This window comes from Leclercia sp. UBA2479 (genome assembly GCF_002341985.1).
GTDB lineage: Bacteria > Pseudomonadota > Gammaproteobacteria > Enterobacterales > Enterobacteriaceae > Enterobacter > Enterobacter pneumoniae.
On record NZ_DDPB01000006.1, the window covers coordinates 306,898 to 325,724 of the forward strand.

An 18,827-nucleotide genomic window follows, 5' to 3' on the forward strand; every position below is an offset into this window, starting at 1 on the left:
TACGCAGCGGGTAGATGCGGGAAGTGTACGACGTTTTAAGCAAAGGGGCGAAAGCGGGATGATAAGGCACTAGCGCACCTCAAACACCACCGCCATCCACTTCACTTTCGTGCTTTCCGGGAAATCCGGACAGGGATCGAGCCGCGTACAGGCGCCCGTCCAGACAAAGATATTCTCGTCGATACGGTACCAGTGGGGGTTCCCTTCAACTGCATCGCCCACGACCGCAGCGCACACGTCGATACGGCTGCCAGCGGGGAGGTCCAGGGCCACCGGCGCATAGACGGAGGGGGTGCCCAGACGGGCATACACTGGCATGGTGGTTTTCACACTACCTGTTACGGCGACTTCAGTGACATCACTCATCTCAGACCTCCTGACAACGTAAGCATCTTTAAACGATATAAGCCGTGGTAAACGGGGGCGATAACCATAAAGCGTGAAGCTGTCAGGATGTGTCATGTAAAAGGCTGACACAGAGTTTCGTGCGTCATTGACCCACGACAAGGCAGCCAGCCGCCACCTCTTCCTATAATCAGGCCCGTTTGTCTATCACTGGTGCGACGCATGGCTTACCAACTCAACCTGAACTGGCCGGAATTTTTAGAAAAATACTGGCAGAAACAACCCGTCGTTCTGAAGAACGCTTTCCCCCACTTTATCGACCCGATTACCCCGGATGAACTGGCCGGGCTGGCCATGGAGCCGGAGGTAGACAGCCGTCTGGTGAGCCATAAAGAGGGAAAATGGTCTGCCAGTAATGGCCCTTTTGAACACTTTGATGGCTTAGGCGAAACCGGCTGGTCGCTGCTGGCGCAGGCGGTTAACCACTGGCATCTGCCTGCCGCCGAGCTGGTGCAACCGTTTCGCGTATTGCCGGACTGGCGTCTGGACGACCTGATGATCTCCTTCTCGGTGCCGGGCGGCGGCGTGGGCCCGCATATCGATCAGTACGATGTGTTTATCATCCAGGGAATGGGCAGCCGCCGCTGGCGCGTGGGCGACAAACTGCCGATGCGCCAGTTCTGTCCGCATCCGGCGCTGCTGCATGTGGATCCCTTCGAGCCGATCATTGATGAAGATCTGGCCCCGGGCGATATCCTCTATATTCCGCCGGGCTTCCCGCACGACGGTTTTACCCATGAAACGGCGTTGAACTACTCGGTAGGCTTCCGGGGGCCGAACGGTCGGGATCTGATCAGCAGCTTTGCCGATTACGCCCTGGAGAACGATCTGGGCGGGGAGCACTACAGCGATCCGGATCTGACCTGCCGCGAGCACCCGGGCCGGGTTGAAGCCTATGAACTGGAACGCCTGCGCCAGATGATGATCGAGATGATTAGCCGGCCGGATGATTTTACCCAGTGGTTTGGCAGCTTTATCTCCACGCCACGCCATGAGCTGGACATTGCCGCCGCAGAGCCGCCTTACACCCCGGAAGAGGTGCTGGATGCGCTGCAGGGGGGCGAGACCCTCACCCGTCTCAGCGGGCTGCGCGTACTGAATATCGCCGGCCGTTTCTTTATTAACAGCGAACAGCTGGACACCGTCGATGCTAAAGCCGCTGATGTCCTGTGCCGCTATACCGGGTTCGGCAAAAAAGAGCTGGGAGAGGCGCTGCATAACTCGGCCTTTATCGCCGAGCTGACCGGGTTGATTAACCAGGGTTACTGGTACTTCGACGAGTAACCCCACCGGGCGTTTAACACCGGCGGCGCAAATTGCGCCGCCGCTCAGGTTACACAAGGATATGACACGCCTTCCAGTAACTCAGGAGGCGATCGTCATCGTTCTCCTGCTCCGCTTTTCTCCGCATGGCTCGCGCCAGGTTAGCCCGGGAGATCTCCTGGTTTTTTTGTACGACATCGATTACCGCTTCGCCAAGCGCCAGGGATATTTCGGTACGATTTTGCTCAATTACCATATATGTCTCCATGTCGTGTGCGAGTAATTAATTATGCGACATAATCACCTGCCTAAAATATTTATCAGGGAATTCTTATCTTGCTGAGGCGGAATATTGTTTCGAGATGCTAATGGCGCTGTTAATACCGTTTTTATGGTCTACAGTTATTAGCGTGACACAACCCGCATAAACATGATGAGGAGAATTCAGAATGGTAAATAAGAGCGAAATCAAGGATCATGCACAGGTTGTCGCCAGCTGTGGTACCCACGTAGGCGTAGTGGACCATCTCGACGGCGAGCGTATTAAACTGGCAAAAAGCGACCCGGAATCCGGTGGTAAACACCATTACATTCCGCTGGAGTGGGTAGCAAAAGTGGATGATAATAAAGTCGTCCTGACCCAGGATCATAAAGCGGTCTTTGCCGGCTGGCAAGAAGCTTAATTAATACCTCGCACGCCAGTGTGATATTTTAGCCCCGGTTTACTACCGGGGCTTAATATATTTTATAAGCTGTCAAAATCGGCCTGCATTGCCGTTACGTTGAAGGAGTGATACTGTTTTACTTTATTATCTTCCTTCAGGCGCAGGTATGTCGAAAACAACGCTCAAGAGCCCAGGCCCGGTAGGGGGAAAAACATTTTCCGTTGCCGACTTTAACGTCTTTGGCGAGCGCTATGGCATTGACTACCACTTCCCCCTTCTGACCGACGTCAGCGCCAGCGCCAGCCCTGTCCTGCATGGAAACGTGGAAGAGATGGTCTTGCCGTCCGGTATCTCTCTTACCCACTCTGATGTGCGCGTACTGCAACCTTATGAAACCACCTCCCGCCACAGCAGCCCGCTGTATGTCCTGGTGGTGCTGGAAGGGTGCGTGACCCTGCGTCTCAACGATGAGATTTTTCGCCTGAGCCCCGGCATGGCCTTTAGCGCCACGCTCAGTGAACAGCAGGTGATGACGGCCCGCCACGACGCTGATATTACGCTCAAAACGCTCTCTTTTGGTGTCTATCCCCATGAAGCCCTGCGCGAAAGCCTGCTGGCTTCGCTGCTGGAACAGTGGGCGCGGCTGAGCGTACCGGCCTTCGTCTGGCAGGTGCCCGAGTTCGTCCTGACCGGTATCCAGCATGCTCAGCAGCGTGAACGCAGTTCCCTGTCTCGTCATCTGCTGCTGGAGGGGGTGATGTATCAACTGCTGGGCCATGGCCTGCACCTGCGGGAACAGCAGGGAAGGGTGGGCCAGGCCCCAACGCACGGGGAGCAGGCCCGACTGGAGCAAGTCCGCCGACGCATTGAACAGGCGCCCGAACAGGAATATACCCTCGCAGCCCTGGCTAACCAGGCGGCAATGAGCCCCAGCAGCCTGCGTAGCAAATTCCGCCAGACCTATGGCTGCACGGTCTTCGACTACCTGCGCGACTGCCGCCTGGCGCTGGCGCGTCGCTATCTGCTGGAAGGGCATAGCGTGCAGCAGGCGGCGTGGATGTCCGGCTATCAGCACGCCACCAATTTCGCCACCGCTTTCCGCCGTCGTTACGGCATCTGCCCCGGCAGTGTGCGCAGCGGCTGTTAATCCGCTTTTCTCCCAATCGCAAACGCTTTACATGCGTTTTGTCATTGCGCATACATAACCTGGCAGCGCGCATAGCTGTTTGCGAGATGAAAAAGGTAATAATTCTTATTAACAATTAGAAATGCCTTTGGAGATTTTCATGTTCGCTATATCGCGCTTAGCCCTGCTGGTGGGATGCGTTACCGGCAGCGTTGCTTTCCCTTTACTTGCTCAGGAGACGCCGAAAAACGATACCGTGGTGGTCACCTCGCAAATGCAGAGCGGCGCTACCAAACTGGAGACCCCGGATATCGAAACCCCGCAGGCGGTATCCATTGTCACCCGCGAACAGTTTGAAGAGCAGGGAGCCACCAGCGTCCGTCAGGCGGTGAGCTATACGCCGGGGGTGTACAGCAACCAGATTGGTGCCTCAAACCGCTTCGACTACATCGTGCTGCGTGGTTTCTCCGACGGCAGTCTGGATAACGTCTATCTTGACGGGCTGAAGATGATGGGCGATACCAACTCCCACAGCTCGCTGGTGGTCGATCCCTGGTTCCTTGAAAATATCGAAGTGGTGCGCGGCCCGGCATCGGTGCTGTATGGTCGTTCATCGCCGGGCGGGATTGTCGCCCTCACTTCACGCAAACCCTCCTTCGATACGGGTGGGGAGGTGAAACTCTTCGCCGGGAACAATAACCAGCGTGGGGCGATGTTCGACGTCACCGGTCCCCTGGACGACAACGACCGCGTGGCGGCGCGCCTGAGCGGAATGACCCGCTACGCCGACTCCCAGTTCGATCCGCTGAAAGAGGAGCGTTACGCGCTGATGCCGTCCGTGACCTGGCGGATCACCGATAATACCCGCCTGGATCTGATGGCCTATCTGCACCGCGACCCGGAAGGGGGCAGCCACTCCGGCCTGCCTTATGACGGAACCGTGGTGCCGCACGCCGGCCAGCGCATCTCAAACACCTTCTTCGAGGGTGAAGACGACTACGACAAGTACGACCGCCGCGAGAACATGGTGGGCTACAACGTTGAACATCTGTTTGATAACGGCTGGACAGTGCGCCAGAAACTGCGTTATCTGCACACCAAAGTGAAGCTGAATCAGGTCTATGCCTCAGGCTGGCTGAACGATACCGAGCTGAACCGCGGCTACTCCGGCTCCGATGAGAAGATGAACGCCATCACCCTGGATAACCAGGTTGACGGCAGCTTCGATACCTGGGCGCTGAACCACCGCGTATTGATTGGTCTCGACTATCAGGATCGCAGCAACAATACCACCGGCTACTATGGCAGCTTCCCGCCGATCGACGCCTTTAATCCGATGTATGGCGCGGGCCCGATTGACATCTCCATGTATAGCCAGGAGAAGCATAAGCTGCGTCAGACTGGCTACTACCTGCAGGATCAGATTTCCCTCGATCGCTGGCGCCTGACCCTGGGGGGCCGTTACGACCAGGTGAGCGTGTCGAATATCGATAAGCTGAACAACACCCGCAGCAACCTGGATAAAAACAACTTCAGCAGCCGCGCGGCGTTGCTGTACCTGTTTGATAACGGTGTTGCGCCGTACATTAGCTATTCCACCGCCTTTACCCCAACCAGCTTTGCCGACGAGAACGGCAACGTGCTGGATCCGATGAAGGGCAAGCAGTGGGAAGCGGGTGTGAAGGTAGAGCCGGAGGGGATGAACAGCCAGTTCAGCGCCTCGGTATTCCGCATCAATCAGAAAAATATCGCCACCAAAGAGGAGCCAACCGATCCGTACCGCTCCATCGGCGAGATCGAATCTGAAGGGGTGGAACTGGAAGCGGTAGGGCAGATCACCGACAACCTGCGCCTGCAGGCGGCTTATACCTACACCGATATTCGCTACAAGAAGAGCAGCCCGGAAGAGGAGGGCAAACGCGCGGTCTACGCTCCACGCAATATGGCCAGCACCTGGCTGAGCTATGACGTGAAAAGCGGCCCGCTGGATGGCCTGACCCTCGGCTCTGGCGTGCGCTATGTGAATGGCGTCACCAGCGACCGTCTGAACACCCATACCTTACCCTCGTATACGCTGGTGGATATGGCGGTGGGCTACGACTTCTCGAAGCTGGGGTTAAAAGGCTTTAGCGCGCAGCTAAACGTCAATAACCTGACGGATGAAGACTACGTGGCGGCCTGTAACTCGCTCTCTTATTGCTACTTTGGCGCCGAGCGAAGCATTGTGGGCAGCGTCTCCTGGAAGTTTTAACCGCCTGACGCACCGATCTGAGCCCCAGGGATGGGGCTTACTCCTCCATCGCCATATTCACCGCCTCACCCATCTGCTCGACCGCCATGCGATGCTTCTCGTTCGGCGGCAGGGCGCAATTGATGCGCAGGCAGTTACGGTACTTACCCGACGCCGAAAAGAGCGACCCTGCCGCAATCTGAATATTAAACCGGCTAAGCTCGCGGGCGACGCAGACCATATCCACGTGTTCTGGCAGCTCTACCCACAGCATATAGCTCCCCTTCGGCCGGGTGACGCAGATCCCGCACGGGAAAAACTGCCGCACCCAGCAGGTGTAGGTCTCGATGTTTTGTTGATAAATCTGGCGCATCCGGCGCACGTGGCGATGGTAGTACCCCTCGCGGATAAAGGCGGCCAGCGCCAGCTGGCTTGAGGGGACATTGGTGCCGCTCGCGGCATATTTCATGTGCATCACCCGATCGTAATAGCGACCGGGGGCAATCCAGCCCACGCGCAAGCCTGGCGCCACGGTTTTGGTAAAGGAGTTGCACAGCAGCACCCGGCCATCAATGTCGAGAGAGTGAATCGAGCTGGGGCGCGGGTACTCGTATGCCAGCTCGCCGTAGATATCATCTTCAAAAATAACAATATCGTGGCGCTGGGCCAGCGCCAGCAGCTGGCGTTTACGGGCCTCCGGCATGATAAAACCGAGCGGATTGTTGCAGTTGGGCACCACAATCACCCCTTTGATCGGCCACTGCTCCAGGGCCAGCTCCAGCGCTTCAACGCTGATCCCGGTCCCGGGATCGGTGGGGATCTCGATGGCTTTGATACCGAGTCCCCGCAGCATCTGCATCGTGCCGTAGAACGAGGGAGATTCAAGGGCCACGATATCGCCAGGCTTGCAGATCGTCAGCAGCGCCAGGGAGAGCGCGCTATGGCATCCGCTGGTGATGATCAGATCGTCGGCGGTCACGACCGATCCGGCATCCAGCATCAGCCGTGCGATCTGCTCGCGCAGTTCCCGGCGCCCCGGTAGCTCGTCGTAGCTGAGGATCTCGTTGACGTTGTGCTGAACGACCCGGCTGAGCTCTTTCCACAGAGGTTTGAGGGTTGGCTGGCTCAGATCCGGCTGCCCGCCGCCAAACGCCGTGATACCTGTTTTGGTGCGCCCCTCCATCAGGGTCAGTATCTCATCCCAGTGGGTCACCTCTACCGGGCGCTGCACCGGACGAGACATGGCCGGAACCGGGGGCTGCGCTTTACGGTGGGCAACAAAATAGCCTGAGCGCGGCTGGGGGGTAATCAACTGCAGATTTTCCAGGATCTGGTAGGCCTGCTGCACGGTGCTGATACTGACGCCATGCTCCTGGCTCAGCGCACGCACCGAGGGCAGGCGCTCGCCGCTGCGATACAGCCCTTGTTCAATGCGTTCTGCCAGCAGGTTGGCCAGGTGTTGATAGCGCGTCATAGCTGTATCCTTTGTTATCACCATACAGAATTCAATAGCAGTACAGATCGGGGCAAAAAATGCCATTCAGATCCTGTTTTAACGGATCTGTATGTTAAAAAAAAGTTATTTTTGAATCTGTATTGCCGGGTGTGAAATCCGTGATGATAACGGCTCTGACAACCTGAGGAGCGCAATATGGAATTCTATGAAAATCGGGCCAAAAGACCGTTCTACCTGTTCATCTGGATGGGAAAGTTGCTCGTCCGTTGGTATCGCATTAACCAGACGCGGCGCATTCTGAACCGGCTGAGTGATGAACATCTGCGGGATATTGGTCTGTCGCGGGCGGATTTGGGACGTTATGGGCAGGATGGCCGGATGAAGTGACATCTCATCCGGCGGGTCACAGCATTACTCGGCGGTAGGTTTACCGGTATTTTCAGCAATGCGGCGCAGGTATTCGTTATTTTTGAACGCGACCATAATCAGTTCAAACGTGACGCGGCAGCCGATCAGGCTAAACAGCATGCCGAAAAAGCCGGCAATCAGGCTGCCGGTGAACATGGAGTAGAGCCCGCCGATCAGGATGAACAGCATGACGATCCAGTAGAAGAAGACCAGTACGCGCGGTGTGAGCAGGTAGTCAAATCCCAGAAGTTGTTTCATTTTTAATCCTTGATAATGTTTATTTTGCGCGCTGATTATAAAGTCCTTCGCCGTGATGTACAGGCCTGATATCCCCTTAAAATGGTGCGAAATCAGGGGGTTGCTATTTTAAAAGTTCGAGTGTTTGCGCCCTGGGCCGCGAAATTAACGCCACCGCCTCGTCCCAGGAGCGCACGTTGTTATAGCCCATGACCAGTCCGTAGCGCTTGCCCGAGCCGCGATACCACTCCGACAACGCATTCACCTGCAGCTGCTGCTCTTGCCAGCAGCGGGCGATCTCGCGGTCGTTATTGCCTGCGGTGAGGAACGCCACGATGTGCATCCCGCCGTCGTTTTGCTCGGTGAAAAAGCGATCGCCATACACCTCCTGCAACGCCGCGATCATCCAGTCGCGCCGCTGTTGATACAGGGCGCGCATCTTTTTCAGATGGCGAAAGAAATGGCCATCATTAATAAATGCGGTGAGGATCTTCTGCGTCAGCACCGGCTGACCGCTGGCGACAATATCCGCGCAGTCGGTAAAGGCAGGCACCGTACTGGTGGGCATCACCACGTAACCGAGACGCAGCGAAGGCATCACCGTTTTGCTGAACGTGCCCATAAAGATCACCCGATCGTGTCGATCAAGGCTCTTCAGTGAGGGCAGCACCTTGCGGGTATAGTGAAACTCGCCGTCGTAGTCATCTTCGATGATCCAGGCATCGTTTCGGGTCGCCCAGTCGAGTAACTGCTGCTTGCGCGGCAGCGACAGCGTGACCGCCAGCGGGCTCTGATGCGAGGGGGTGACGATAGCAAAGCGGGCATCCGCATGATGGCGCAGCAGATAATCGGTATCTATGCCCGCGCGATCCACCGGCACGGTATGCAGGTTTGGCACAATACGCTTTAGTAGCTGTTGGCCCATAAAATAGCCCGGATCCTCAAACAGCACCTTATCGCTACGGCTGGCAAGCGTGTCGAGGATCAGACGCAGGCTGCCGCTGTAGCCGCTGGTGATCAGCACCTGTTCGGCGCTGCAGGAGAGTCCCCGGGAGATATTCAGATAGCTGGCAATCGCCTGGCGCAGCGGATACCAGCCCATCACCGGCGGATTCAGCATCTCTTCCTGGCGCATGGCGCGGGTCGCTTGTCCTGCCAGTAGCAACCACTTTTTATAGGGAAAGCTGTCCAGCGACGGGATACCCGGGCGTAAAAAACCGGCCCGTTCGCGCTGGGCAATAAGCGAGGCCGGCAGCGTGCCGGTTACGGCCTCTGACGACGGGGACGGGCTGGCGGGGAGGATCAGATCCGGATTCACCCGCGTACCGCGTGCCCCCTGGCTTACCAGGTACCCTTCGCCGCCTAAAATGGCGTAGGCGGTTTCAACGGTTTTACGTGCCACCTTCAGCTCTGCCGCCAGTACGCGGATAGCCGGAACTTTATCGCCAGGTTTCAGGATACCGCGCGTAATATTGTCCCGGTAGCGGGTATAAATCTGCTGATATCCCGACTTCATGTCCTACCTCTTTTAACGGTTTTTGTATCTTTTGACTATGTCATAAACGGCGTACATTTGCCTCATCGCAATGACTATGCCGCCCCAAAAAGAGGAAAGAAAATGAGCACTCGCGTTAATCATCACACAGCCACACCTGCCCTCAGTAAAGCCCTGTCCGATCTGAGCATGGCGGTGGGCAAAACCTCGCTCGACCCGGCCCTGAAGCATCTGATTGATATTCGTGTTTCACAGCTGAACGGCTGTACGTTCTGTCTGGATATGCACTCGAAGGAGGCGAAAATCGCCGGTGAGCGCGAGCTGCGCCTTTATCACCTTGCCGCCTGGCGTGAGTCTCCGCTGTTCAACGCCCGCGAAAAAGCGGCGCTGGCCTTTACCGAAGCGCTGACCCAAATCAGCGCCCACGGGGTGAGCGACGCGCTGTACCGCAGCGTGGCGGAGCACTTCTCTGACGTGGAGATTTCCGAACTGAATTTCGCCATCGTGGCCATCAATGCCTGGAACCGCTTAGGCATCACCTCCCGCATGGTGCCCGGCGCGCTGGATGAGGCCTATGGCCTGAAAAAGGCTAACCTGTAACCCCGCGTTCGCGGATCATCGCCACCAGCGCCCGCAATCCCGGCGGGATATGGCGATGACCGGGATAGTAGAGACGCAGCCCGGCGAAAGGCTGCGTCCAGTCGTTTAGCGCGGTGATCAGCTCACCGCGGTTCAGCTCTTGCTGAATATAGAGTTCCGGTAAAAATCCCACCCCCAGCCCTGCTTTTACCGCCCGGATCGAGGCAAACAGATCCGAGGTGGCGAAGCGTGCCGGCACTGCGAGAGCGAGCTGTTCTCCGCGCCGCGCCAACTCCCAGCGATAGATCCCGCCGTGGGCCATGCGCATACCAATCCCCTGATGCCGCAGCAGATCGTCCGGCACCCCAGGGGTGCCGTGGCGGGCGAAATAGTCCGGCGTGGCGGTCACCACCTGGCGAATATCGGCGGTAAGGGGGATAGCGATCATGTCCTGGGGAACCGACTCCGCCAGGCGGATGCCGGCATCGTAACCCTCGGCCACGATGTCGATCATTCGCGCTTCACTTACCGTTTCGACCCGCATTTTCGGGTAGCGCTGCATATAGTCAATCAGCAGGGCATCAAGAAACAACGCGCCCACGTTGTTCGGCACGTTCAGGCGCAACGTACCGGCGGGTTCACCGGTATCGCTGTGGATCTCCTCGCTGGCCTGGCGAATTTCCTGTAACGCCGGGCCAATGCGCGCCACATAGCGCTGCCCGGCGTCGGTAAGCGCCACGCTGCGGGTCGTGCGGTTGAAGAGCCGGGTCTGCAGGCGGCTCTCCAGCCCGGCCACCGCATTGCTTACCGCCGTGGCGGACATCCCCAGCTCTTGCGCCGCCGCGCGAAAACTGCCGCGACGGACAACCGCCATCACCACTTCCAGCTCTGTCAGTCCTGAACGATGCATACATTATCCTGAAAATCGAAATAACCTTTGCAGCATAGCGTGGATTATCGAAACGACGTAGTCGTGCCAGACTGGCTCTATACCGTCTGAGGAGGTTTTTATGCGCAACATCGAACAGATCTACATTAACGGCGAGTTTGTGACCCCGCACGGCAGCGAACGGTTTGATCTCTGGAACCCGGCCACCGCCCGGGTGTTCGGGCAGGTACGGCTTGCGGACCGTCAGGATGCCGAACGCGCCATTGCGGCGGCAAAAGCGGCGTTTCCGGCGTGGGCAAACACCCCTAAAGCGACGCGGATTGCGGCTCTGCAGCGGATGCACGCCGCTGTGACGGCCCGACAGGACGCGCTGCTGGAGGCGGTGATCGAGGAGTATGGTGCCCCTGCCGCCCGCTCGGCCTGGATGGCGCGCTACCCGGCGGAGGTCATCGCCCAGGCCATCGAGGCGCTGGAGTCGATTGATTTTACCACCCGCGCCGGGGCGGCCACCGTACAGCTGATGCCGCTTGGCGTGGCAGGGCTGATCACCCCCTGGAACAGCGACGCCGGATTTATCTGCGGCAAGCTTGCGGCGGCGCTGGCCGCCGGCTGTACGGCGGTGATCAAGCCGAGCGAGATGAGCGCCTGGCAAACGCAGATTGTCACCGAAGCCCTGCACGAGGCCGGCCTGCCGCCGGGGGTATTTAATATCGTCACCGGACGCGGCGACACGGTAGGTGACACGATAAGCCGCCACCCGGACGTGGCAAAAATCTCCTTTACCGGATCGACGCAGACCGGCAAAGCGATCCTGCGTAATGCGGCCGACAGCTTTAAACGGGTGACGCTGGAGCTGGGAGGCAAATCGCCAACGTTGATTCTGGAGGATGCGGATCTGGCGCAGGCGATCCCCCTGGCGGTGCAGGCCGGGTTTATGAACAGCGGGCAGGCCTGCGTGGCGGGTACGCGTATCCTGGTGCCCGCGTCGCGTAAAGCGGAGATCGAAAGCGCGCTGGCGCAGGCGGTCGCAGCGGTAAAATCTGGCGATCCGCGCCATCCCGATACCGAAATCGGCCCGATGGTGAGCGAAAAGCAGTGGCTGCGGGTGCAGGGGTATATCCGCAAAGGCATTGATGAGGGGGCAAGGGTGCTGGTGGGCGGTGAAGGACGCCCGGAAGGAACAGAAGAGGGCTGGTTTGTGCGTCCGACGATGTTTAGCGACGTTCATAACCAGATGACGATTGCCCAGGAGGAGATCTTCGGGCCGGTGCTCTGCATTATTCCTTATCGCGATGAAGCTGAAGCGATCGCCATTGCCAACGATACGCACTATGGCCTGAGTGCGATGGTGCTGGGCGGCGCACGCGCCGGGTCGGTGGCGCAGCAGATAGAGGCGGGGCGGGTGCTGGTCAATACCCTTACCCATGAACCCAAAGCCCCCTTCGGCGGGTTTAAACACTCCGGCGTAGGGCGTGAGATGGGAACCTGGGGAATACGCGCCTATATGGAGCCGAAATCAATTTTGGGGTAAGGGCTTCCCCCGCCAGGGGCAGGATAGATGCCCGTCTGTTTATCCCGCGCCCCTGCATTTCAGCGTGCTATCATCCTCCCCGGCTTTGCGCAGTTAAGGCCAGTAGGAAATCGTTATTACGCAGAGGGGGAGAGATGATTAAAAGCAGAATGGCATTTTCTTTTTCGCTGTCCGTTTTAGAACGGACCCGCGCCAGTCAGCTCATTAACGCGCATAAAGACGAACTGATTTTGCCCTATGACCGCATTTTTCTTATTAAGCGGGCGGCGATACTGCTGCTGGCTGCCGCCGCGCTATTGACGCTTCTTCTGCTTATCACGCTCAGTATAACTCGCTCACCAGACACAGCATTTATGGAAAGGATGAGACACAGCAGCATGGTGCTTCTCGGCCTTTTCTGCACCGGGGGCCTGTTACTGAAAATTTATGAACTGCTCATTAACAAAATCATGGCCAGCCGTGAGCCGCAGGAGCAGGAAGATGACGAAACCCAGCATAAGGTTAAGCTAAACCGCTATTTCATCGAACATATTACCCGGGTGGCGAGCGGCAAAACCTACTGGGAAAATATCAAGGAGAGCTATAGAAAAGGGGGCTTTATTTTCATCCATTTGAGAAGTAATCAATGCGTAGTGATACCTGAGCGCATTTTTGCCTCCCCCGATGAGGCCGCACAAACCTACGACTTTATTGCGGCACAGATTGCACACCACCGGCAACGGCTTATGACGCCGTAACTCCCTGAATCGCTATCACCGGTTCGCAATTCCTGCGCTTATCAACCTCGTTTCTTGATACTTACCCTGATAACCATTATCGTGGCGCGGTGTGAAGCGAGGTTCCCCCCATGAGTGAAGAAGATCTGTTCTGCCGTCGGCCTATGGGCATGCGCATGGCCATGATTGTGCGTCAATGGCGCGCAGTGATTGACGATGCCATTCTCGAGACCGGGTTAACCCAGTCAAGCTGGACGGTAATGATGCAGCTAAAACAGCTGGGGGATAACGTCTCGGTAAGCGAACTGGCGGAGGTACAGGGCATTGAACTGCCGCCGCTCATGCGCACCCTCACACAGCTGGAGAAGCAGGGTTATCTGCTGCGCGTCACATCGCCTTATGACAAGCGCATCCGGCTACTGACGCTGACACCCGAGGGGAAAGCGGTTCTGGTCACGCTCAGCCAGGTGATCGAAACCTTTCAGGCGCGCGTGTCACAGAACATTGCGCCAGAGCATCTCGACATTTTCAGCGCCACACTGAACCAAATCGCCTGCAATTTGCGGACAATCCGCGAAGAAGATAACAAGACTGAAAAATAATGACTCCTGAACAAAAGTTTGCCCGCTGGGTAAGGGTGAGTATTGCCTCTTTCCTGCTGATGTTTGTCTATTTCATCGTGGCGGATATCTGGATCCCGCTGACGCCAGACTCCACCGTGATGCGCGTGGTGACGCCGGTCTCTGCCCGCGTCCCGGGCTACGTGGCGGCGGTGCATGTCCACAACAACAGCCAGGTGAAGAGAGGCGATCTGCTGTTTGAACTCGACCCAACGCCGTTCCGCAATAAAGTGGAAGCGGCGCAGATTGCGCTGGAGCAGGCCCGCCTTGCTAATCAGCAGCTGGATGCACAAATTGTCGCCGCCCAGGCCAGCCTGAAAACGGCGCAGCTCACTGCGCGTAACGACAAGGTGACCTTCGATCGTTATCAGCGGCTGAGTAGCATGCAGAATGTGTCGCAGTCGGATCTCGATAAAGTGCGCACCACCTGGCAGAGCAGCGAGCAGTCGGTTGCCAATCTTGAAGCCACCCTCCATCAGCTGCGCATTGAGCGCGGCGAACGCGATGAGGCCCGCAACGTGACGCTGCAAAAGTACCGTAACGCACTGGAAGAGGCCGAGCTTAACCTTGGCTGGACGAAGGTCTACGCGGAAAACGACGGGACCGTCAGCAACCTGCAGCTAAGTCCGGGGTATTACGCCTCGTCCGGCTCGGCGGCGCTGGCGCTGGTCAACAACCAGACCGATATCGTGGCCGATTTTCGCGAGAAAAGCCTGCGTCATACCCACCAGGGGACCGATGCCGCAGTGGTGTTCGATGCCTTTCCGGGGCAGGTGTTCCGCGCCCACGTAACCAGCAGCGATGCCGGTATTCTGGCGGGGCAGGAGGCAGTTAACGGTGAGCTTTCCGCGCCGGAGACCTCTAACCGCTGGGTACGCGACGCGCAACGTATGCGTATTCACGTGGCGCTGGACGACGCCTTGCCAAAGCATCTGCCCACCGGCGCGCGTGCTACCGTACAGCTTTATAACAGCGAAGGGCCGTTTGCGCGCTTCTTCTCTGGCGTACAGATTCACCTGGTAAGCTTGCTGCACTATGTCTATTAATACCCTCGCGCGGGTTTTTACCCCGCACGGCAACATCGTCTACACCGCCAATGATTTTCGCCAGACGCTACGCGTCGTGCTGGCGGGGGTGATTGCCCTTAGCGTGTCGAGCTTTTACAACACCAGCTATGGCGTCTTTTTTGTGGTCTACCCGATCATGTTGTTGTCGCTGGTGCCGGTCTTTAATCGCCACGTTGCGAAACAATTTATCTTCAGCGCCTCGCTAAACTGCGTCGAAATGGTACTGATTATTGGCTATCTATCACAATGGCCGCTGATCATGACTGCGGTCGTCTTTGCGCTGTATGTGATGCGATTTCGCTTTATGAGTAAGGGGCCGCTGTTCCTGTTTGGCTCAATGGGCGTGGTGTGCCAGAGCGTGATGCTCAACTTTATGAGCTATCCCACCACGGACTGGCATACGCTGCTCTTTTCCAACATCGAGGCCAGCGTGATGGCGGTGTGCCTGAGCGCGCTGATGAACTACCTGCTGCCGGACGTTGAGCCACGCAAGCCGCCACCGTTGATCGAGAAAGACGACGCTCGAGTGCGCCATGAGTCTTTGCTTTCCGGCACCGTGGCGACCCTGATTTTTGTGGTGTTTCAGATCAGTGACCTTAGCGACTCTCTCTCCGCGCTGATGGCGGGTATCTTGATCCTCTTTCCGATGAACTATCGCGGCGCGGTGATGAGCTCCATCTGGCGCGTGGTCGGCGTTGTGATGGGGTGTCTGTACATTCTGGTGGTGCAGCTGGTGCTGTACGATCACAGCAGCCATATGCTGTTGATGATGCCGCTGATTGCCCTCGGGCTGGCGTTTGGCGCCCGGCTGCACGTGATGGAGAAGGTGGGGGCGGGGGTCGGTTTCTCCATTACCACCACCATCGGCATTATGTTTGGTCAGAACATGCACCCGGATAGCGATCTGGTCTTCAGCGACCTCTACCGCATCGTCTCGGTGACCGTGGCGCTGGTGGTGACCCTGACGCTGGTCTTTCTGGTGCACCGGGTTCTGAACTGTTTCGCCCCCACCCGCTATGTGATTCAGGGTTGATACAATATGCCGCCGCTGAAGCTCCAGTCTTCAGCGGCCGTAAACTGTATCACGACCATCACATCGGCTTCTGCAATGCCCATCTGCTGGCTCAGCTCTGAGGCCAGCCGGCGATAAAAGGCGGCTTTTTGCGCCTCACTTCGCGGTTTCCCCGCCACGATATGACGCGCTACAGACCGACCGCGGCCTGCTGCCCGACGCCGGAGAGCTGGGAATGGCGCTGCATACGTGCGACCGATCCACCAATGCCGCGGTGAGCAGTATGCACGCGCTGATCCTCAGGGCGCTTAATGGATAAACGTCGGTATTTGCGAGAGAAGGAACAGGATAAGACCAATGGTCCCGCCCACCAGGGTGCCGTTGACGCGGATAAACTGCAGATCTTTGCCGATGTTTAACTCAATCTGGTGCGACATGTCTTTGGCATCCCAGCCTTTTACCGTGTCGCTGATATGGCGGGTAAGGAAGGTGGCGAACTCTGGCGCCACGCGGTGCGCGGCCTGTTCCAGATGCTCATTGAGCGAGTTGCGCAGGTTGCTATCGGCAACCAGGGTCTCACCAAACCACAGTCCGGCGTTGGCGATGCGCTGTTTAACCCGGGAGTCCTCGCTCTGCATGTCGCTCTTCAGCCACTGACGCAGGTCGCCCCACATCTCACCCAGGTAGCGGTTAAAGGCCTCGTCGTTCTTAAGATAGGTTTTGATGTTCTCGGCTTTAGCGGCGGTTTCCGGGTCGTTTTTCAGGTTTTCAACCAGCTTCAGCACCGCCCGGTCAAAGGCCTGGCGGATCTGGTGGGTGCGGTCGTGGCTAACGTCATCCAGAATGGCATTGACCGCGTTCGAGACCACTTCGGCGCTCTGATCTCCCAGCCACTCGGTAGGGAGAACCATCGCTTTGCGCGGATGTTCGGTCTTCAGCCAGTGGACAATTTGCGCGGCGATAAAATCACGCGTGCTGTCGCGCTGTAACAGGGTGATCAGGCGGTTGATCACCGCATCCAGCAGCACCTGGTGGCGGCCATTCTTCGTCATGCTCTCCAGCATGGCGGCGCTGGTTTCGCTGAAATCGACCTTATCGAGCGCCTTATGGACGGCGCGTTTGAGCATTCGCTGAATGCGCCCATCATCGGTCAGTTCCAGAAAACCGCTCATCACCTGCATGATATGCAGCCCCACGCGCTGCGCGTTATCCGGCTGGCTGAACCAGTTGCCAATCAACAGGGCTGGTTCGTGACGGCGAATGAGGGTGATGAGCGACTGGGTATCGAGAAACTTCTCCTGCACGAACTGCCCGAGATTGTCGCCGATCCGGTCCTTATTACGCGGAATAATGGCCGTATGGCGGGCAATAAACGGAATGGGCACCCGGCGAAACAGGGCGACGACCGCAAACCAGTCTGCCAGCGCCCCCACCATCGCCGCTTCAGCAATGGCTTTGACGCCGCGCACCCAGAAAGTTTGCGGCAAAAAGAGGGTGGCGATAAAGGTCGCGGCGGCGATCAGCAGCAGCGACAGCGCCAGCAGCTTGGCGCGTTTGAGTTCAGCTAATTTTTCCATAGGGTTAAGGATAGAGTGAAGCGGGAAGAAGATGCAAAAATCGGACGATAATCCCGGCGCCGAAGAGCAGCAGTATCGCGCCCGCCGTACGCTCGATTTTCCATACGTTGTTGCACAGACGCGCTTGTACCGCAGGCAGGGCGAGACAGGAGACCAGGGCCAGATCCCACGTCAGCACCACCATGACCATCCAGATACCGCTCACCGACTGCTGCACCAGGGTGACATCTGGCCCCAGCAGGGCGGTCATGAGTGCCAGATAGAAAAGGGCATTTTTCGGGTTTAACAACGCCGACCCCAGCCCCAGCAGGAGCTGCCTGCGCCAGGAGGGGTAGCGTTGCGCTGTGCCGGATAACCTGAGTGGCCTCGCCGGGCTACGCACCAGCAGCCAGCCGAGCCACAGCAGATAAAGCGCTCCCAGTAGCTCAATCAGCGTAAAGAGCAGCGTGAACTGACGCAGCGCGTGGGATCCCAAAATCACCAGCAGTATGTACAGCCCATTGCCTGCGGCGATGCCTACGCATAACCCGGCGCTACCGCGCAGGCGGTGGCGGGCGGCAAACCCTATCAGTAAAAAGAAATCAGGACCCGGGCTTAACAGCGCCACGAAATGGGCCAGCGCCAGGGCGAGAAACGCGGAGGGAAAAAGTGTGCTAAGCAGTTCCATCATGACCTCATCAATAAATACTAAGGTCATCCTGGAGTGAGGCGCGAGTTAATTATTGTCAGATATTGATCGACCCGTCGCGTACTGGCGCGGCGTGGCGGCGGTATAGCGGACAAAGGTTTTATGGAAATGACTCTGATCGGCAAAACCGCTCTGGTAGCTGACGTCGGCAATGTCATCTCCGGCACGCAGCCGCGCTTTGGCGAACTCAATACGTGAAACGTTCAGAAAGGCGCCGGGCGTCAGGCCGGTATCCTGCTTAAAGGTTCTGATTAAAGTCTCTTTGCGTAGCGAAAAGCGCCGGGCGAAGGCGTCCAGCGAGGGCGGGGCGTGCAGGCTGTGGCGCAATGCGTCTTGCAACGCAAGGCTGGTAGGGCGCAGGGATCCGCAGGCGGTGGGCTGTGTGGCAAGGGTTGTTAGCAGGCGCGTAATGGCCGTGGGCGATAGCGTATTGACGATCTCGAGATAGAGGCTGAACAGCGCGTCGCTGCGGATCACCTGCTGCCGCGGCTGGATGTCGGTATCAAGATAGAGCATGTGGTAGCTGCGAGGCTGTCCCGCCAGCGGATTGCAACTGTGCGGCATATGGGCGGGGATGACAATCAAATCGCCAGGCTGAAGGATCAACGCTTCACCCTCGCACGTGCAGCAGGTCTGCCCTTCAAGGATGGCGCCAATGGAGAGTTGCGCATGGATGTGACTTTTATAGGCCTGGGTGCTCTGCCAGGTGCTGCGCAGCTCAACGCCGGGCCGGCGGAGGAAGGTCTGATTGACGTGGCGAGTCTGAGTCATAAAGGGTGCCTGTGCGGGGGCGTAGAGGGGTGTTATAGCATGGGAGGGGGGAGGTGTCCTGCTGTCCCTTGTTCTCTGGCGTTGCCAGCCGG

At 57.7% G+C, this 18,827-nt stretch carries 21 protein-coding genes; 11 read left to right on the plus strand and 10 right to left on the minus strand.

All coding sequences use genetic code 11. The features are described 5' to 3' along the window. Window positions 1-69 precede the first annotated feature (69 nt). Window positions 70-366: an SH3 domain-containing protein gene (locus B3B59_RS06350; protein ID WP_212478274.1), complete on the minus strand. Its 297-nt coding sequence runs from the start codon at window positions 364-366 to the stop codon at window positions 70-72. A gap of 201 nt (window positions 367-567) precedes the next feature. On the opposite strand from B3B59_RS06350, the gene B3B59_RS06355 reads away from it, so the two are divergent. After that, entirely contained in the window at window positions 568-1,689 is a 1,122-nt protein-coding gene (locus tag B3B59_RS06355) for a cupin domain-containing protein (RefSeq protein ID WP_286808433.1), read from the plus strand. Window positions 1,690-1,738: 49 nt separating this feature from the next. Here B3B59_RS06355 and B3B59_RS06360 read toward each other — a convergent pair whose 3' ends face one another. Beyond that, window positions 1,739-1,924, minus strand: coding sequence for a 6,7-dimethyl-8-ribityllumazine synthase subunit (locus B3B59_RS06360; RefSeq protein ID WP_040077342.1), 186 nt, complete (start codon window positions 1,922-1,924; stop codon window positions 1,739-1,741). Between the two features lie 193 nt (window positions 1,925-2,117). On the opposite strand from B3B59_RS06360, the gene B3B59_RS06365 reads away from it, so the two are divergent. The 3 genes from B3B59_RS06365 (at window position 2,118) to foxA (ending at window position 5,710) form a co-directional block, all read left to right on the plus strand. Next, window positions 2,118-2,351 carry a DUF2171 domain-containing protein gene (locus B3B59_RS06365; protein ID WP_040077340.1) on the plus strand — a complete coding sequence of 78 codons (234 nt, stop codon included), beginning with the start codon at window positions 2,118-2,120 and terminating at the stop codon, window positions 2,349-2,351. A gap of 148 nt (window positions 2,352-2,499) precedes the next feature. Next, window positions 2,500-3,480: an AraC family transcriptional regulator gene (locus tag B3B59_RS06370; protein ID WP_046886480.1), complete on the plus strand. Its 981-nt coding sequence runs from the start codon at window positions 2,500-2,502 to the stop codon at window positions 3,478-3,480. 121 nt (window positions 3,481-3,601) lie between these two features. After that, window positions 3,602-5,710 carry a ferrioxamine B receptor FoxA gene (gene foxA, locus B3B59_RS06375; protein WP_286808434.1) on the plus strand — a complete coding sequence of 703 codons (2,109 nt, stop codon included), beginning with the start codon at window positions 3,602-3,604 and terminating at the stop codon, window positions 5,708-5,710. A gap of 37 nt (window positions 5,711-5,747) precedes the next feature. Here the strand turns inward: foxA and B3B59_RS06380 are convergent, their stop codons facing one another. Then, complete coding sequence (locus tag B3B59_RS06380; protein WP_040077338.1) at window positions 5,748-7,163, minus strand: PLP-dependent aminotransferase family protein; 1,416 nt, start codon at window positions 7,161-7,163, stop codon at window positions 5,748-5,750. Between the two features lie 177 nt (window positions 7,164-7,340). Here B3B59_RS06380 and B3B59_RS06385 point away from each other — a divergent pair, with 177 nt between their 5' ends. Beyond that, entirely contained in the window at window positions 7,341-7,532 is a 192-nt protein-coding gene (locus B3B59_RS06385) for a DUF1127 domain-containing protein (protein WP_040077337.1), read from the plus strand. Between the two features lie 24 nt (window positions 7,533-7,556). Here the strand turns inward: B3B59_RS06385 and B3B59_RS06390 are convergent, their stop codons facing one another. Beyond that, window positions 7,557-7,811, minus strand: a complete 255-nt coding sequence (locus tag B3B59_RS06390; protein WP_040078604.1) for a DUF4282 domain-containing protein — start codon at window positions 7,809-7,811, stop codon at window positions 7,557-7,559. 103 nt (window positions 7,812-7,914) lie between these two features. After that, complete coding sequence (locus tag B3B59_RS06395) at window positions 7,915-9,306, minus strand: PLP-dependent aminotransferase family protein (RefSeq protein ID WP_286808435.1); 1,392 nt, start codon at window positions 9,304-9,306, stop codon at window positions 7,915-7,917. Window positions 9,307-9,408: 102 nt separating this feature from the next. Between B3B59_RS06395 and B3B59_RS06400 the strand changes: the two genes are divergently transcribed. Continuing rightward, the gene (locus B3B59_RS06400; protein ID WP_286808436.1) at window positions 9,409-9,885 is read left to right on the plus strand and encodes a carboxymuconolactone decarboxylase family protein; all 477 of its coding nucleotides are present in this window, start codon (window positions 9,409-9,411) and stop codon (window positions 9,883-9,885) included. On the opposite strand, the gene B3B59_RS06405 is transcribed toward B3B59_RS06400, so the two are convergent. Next, window positions 9,875-10,774, minus strand: coding sequence for a LysR family transcriptional regulator (locus tag B3B59_RS06405; RefSeq protein ID WP_286783779.1), 900 nt, complete (start codon window positions 10,772-10,774; stop codon window positions 9,875-9,877). The two genes, B3B59_RS06400 and B3B59_RS06405, sit on opposite strands and share 11 nt — an antisense overlap. A 100-nt stretch (window positions 10,775-10,874) precedes the next feature. Here B3B59_RS06405 and B3B59_RS06410 point away from each other — a divergent pair, with 100 nt between their 5' ends. The 5 genes from B3B59_RS06410 to B3B59_RS06430 all read left to right on the plus strand — a co-directional run bounded on the left by B3B59_RS06410 (window position 10,875) and on the right by B3B59_RS06430 (window position 15,720). Next, window positions 10,875-12,284, plus strand: a complete 1,410-nt coding sequence (locus B3B59_RS06410; RefSeq protein ID WP_286808437.1) for an aldehyde dehydrogenase family protein — start codon at window positions 10,875-10,877, stop codon at window positions 12,282-12,284. Between the two features lie 134 nt (window positions 12,285-12,418). After that, entirely contained in the window at window positions 12,419-13,021 is a 603-nt protein-coding gene (locus tag B3B59_RS06415; protein ID WP_286808438.1) for a YcxB family protein, read from the plus strand. 110 nt (window positions 13,022-13,131) lie between these two features. Next, window positions 13,132-13,602, plus strand: a complete 471-nt coding sequence (locus tag B3B59_RS06420; protein ID WP_040077330.1) for a MarR family winged helix-turn-helix transcriptional regulator — start codon at window positions 13,132-13,134, stop codon at window positions 13,600-13,602. Then, window positions 13,599-14,666, plus strand: coding sequence for an HlyD family secretion protein (locus tag B3B59_RS06425; protein ID WP_154298918.1), 1,068 nt, complete (start codon window positions 13,599-13,601; stop codon window positions 14,664-14,666). Before B3B59_RS06420 ends, B3B59_RS06425 begins: the two co-directional genes overlap by 4 nt. Beyond that, complete coding sequence (locus B3B59_RS06430; protein ID WP_040077328.1) at window positions 14,656-15,720, plus strand: DUF2955 domain-containing protein; 1,065 nt, start codon at window positions 14,656-14,658, stop codon at window positions 15,718-15,720. The genes B3B59_RS06425 and B3B59_RS06430 overlap by 11 nt, the downstream gene beginning before the upstream one ends. Here B3B59_RS06430 and B3B59_RS06435 read toward each other — a convergent pair. From B3B59_RS06435 to B3B59_RS06450, 4 genes are all read right to left on the minus strand, one after another. After that, entirely contained in the window at window positions 15,711-15,878 is a 168-nt protein-coding gene (locus B3B59_RS06435; RefSeq protein ID WP_242637298.1) for a tautomerase family protein, read from the minus strand. The two genes, B3B59_RS06430 and B3B59_RS06435, sit on opposite strands and share 10 nt — an antisense overlap. A gap of 129 nt (window positions 15,879-16,007) precedes the next feature. Next, a complete protein-coding gene (locus B3B59_RS06440; protein WP_040077327.1) occupies window positions 16,008-17,276 on the minus strand; it encodes a DUF445 domain-containing protein in 1,269 nt (422 codons plus the stop codon). Window positions 17,277-17,280: 4 nt separating this feature from the next. Continuing rightward, complete coding sequence (locus B3B59_RS06445; RefSeq protein WP_233801860.1) at window positions 17,281-17,946, minus strand: LysE family translocator; 666 nt, start codon at window positions 17,944-17,946, stop codon at window positions 17,281-17,283. 45 nt (window positions 17,947-17,991) lie between these two features. Beyond that, entirely contained in the window at window positions 17,992-18,735 is a 744-nt protein-coding gene (locus B3B59_RS06450; protein WP_286808439.1) for a helix-turn-helix transcriptional regulator, read from the minus strand. Between the last annotated feature and the right edge of the window lie 92 nt (window positions 18,736-18,827).

Bases quoted from the DNA above. Each gene is read 5' to 3' on its own strand.
- B3B59_RS06410 (WP_286808437.1), top strand. From the start codon at position 10,875: ATGCGCAACATCGAACAGATCTACATTAACGGCGAGTTTGTGACCCCG.
- B3B59_RS06395 (WP_286808435.1), bottom strand. From the start codon at position 9,306: ATGAAGTCGGGATATCAGCAGATTTATACCCGCTACCGGGACAATATT.
- B3B59_RS06450 (WP_286808439.1), bottom strand. From the start codon at position 18,735: ATGACTCAGACTCGCCACGTCAATCAGACCTTCCTCCGCCGGCCCGGC.
- B3B59_RS06415 (WP_286808438.1), top strand. From the start codon at position 12,419: ATGATTAAAAGCAGAATGGCATTTTCTTTTTCGCTGTCCGTTTTAGAA.
- B3B59_RS06360 (WP_040077342.1), bottom strand. From the start codon at position 1,924: ATGGTAATTGAGCAAAATCGTACCGAAATATCCCTGGCGCTTGGCGAA.
- B3B59_RS06445 (WP_233801860.1), bottom strand. From the start codon at position 17,946: ATGATGGAACTGCTTAGCACACTTTTTCCCTCCGCGTTTCTCGCCCTG.
- B3B59_RS06350 (WP_212478274.1), bottom strand. From the start codon at position 366: ATGAGTGATGTCACTGAAGTCGCCGTAACAGGTAGTGTGAAAACCACC.
- B3B59_RS06420 (WP_040077330.1), top strand. From the start codon at position 13,132: ATGAGTGAAGAAGATCTGTTCTGCCGTCGGCCTATGGGCATGCGCATG.
- B3B59_RS06365 (WP_040077340.1), top strand. From the start codon at position 2,118: ATGGTAAATAAGAGCGAAATCAAGGATCATGCACAGGTTGTCGCCAGC.
- B3B59_RS06380 (WP_040077338.1), bottom strand. From the start codon at position 7,163: ATGACGCGCTATCAACACCTGGCCAACCTGCTGGCAGAACGCATTGAA.
- foxA (WP_286808434.1), top strand. From the start codon at position 3,602: ATGCCTTTGGAGATTTTCATGTTCGCTATATCGCGCTTAGCCCTGCTG.
- B3B59_RS06390 (WP_040078604.1), bottom strand. From the start codon at position 7,811: ATGAAACAACTTCTGGGATTTGACTACCTGCTCACACCGCGCGTACTG.
- B3B59_RS06440 (WP_040077327.1), bottom strand. From the start codon at position 17,276: ATGGAAAAATTAGCTGAACTCAAACGCGCCAAGCTGCTGGCGCTGTCG.
- B3B59_RS06385 (WP_040077337.1), top strand. From the start codon at position 7,341: ATGGAATTCTATGAAAATCGGGCCAAAAGACCGTTCTACCTGTTCATC.
- B3B59_RS06355 (WP_286808433.1), top strand. From the start codon at position 568: ATGGCTTACCAACTCAACCTGAACTGGCCGGAATTTTTAGAAAAATAC.
- B3B59_RS06405 (WP_286783779.1), bottom strand. From the start codon at position 10,774: ATGCATCGTTCAGGACTGACAGAGCTGGAAGTGGTGATGGCGGTTGTC.
- B3B59_RS06370 (WP_046886480.1), top strand. From the start codon at position 2,500: ATGTCGAAAACAACGCTCAAGAGCCCAGGCCCGGTAGGGGGAAAAACA.
- B3B59_RS06400 (WP_286808436.1), top strand. From the start codon at position 9,409: ATGAGCACTCGCGTTAATCATCACACAGCCACACCTGCCCTCAGTAAA.
- B3B59_RS06430 (WP_040077328.1), top strand. From the start codon at position 14,656: ATGTCTATTAATACCCTCGCGCGGGTTTTTACCCCGCACGGCAACATC.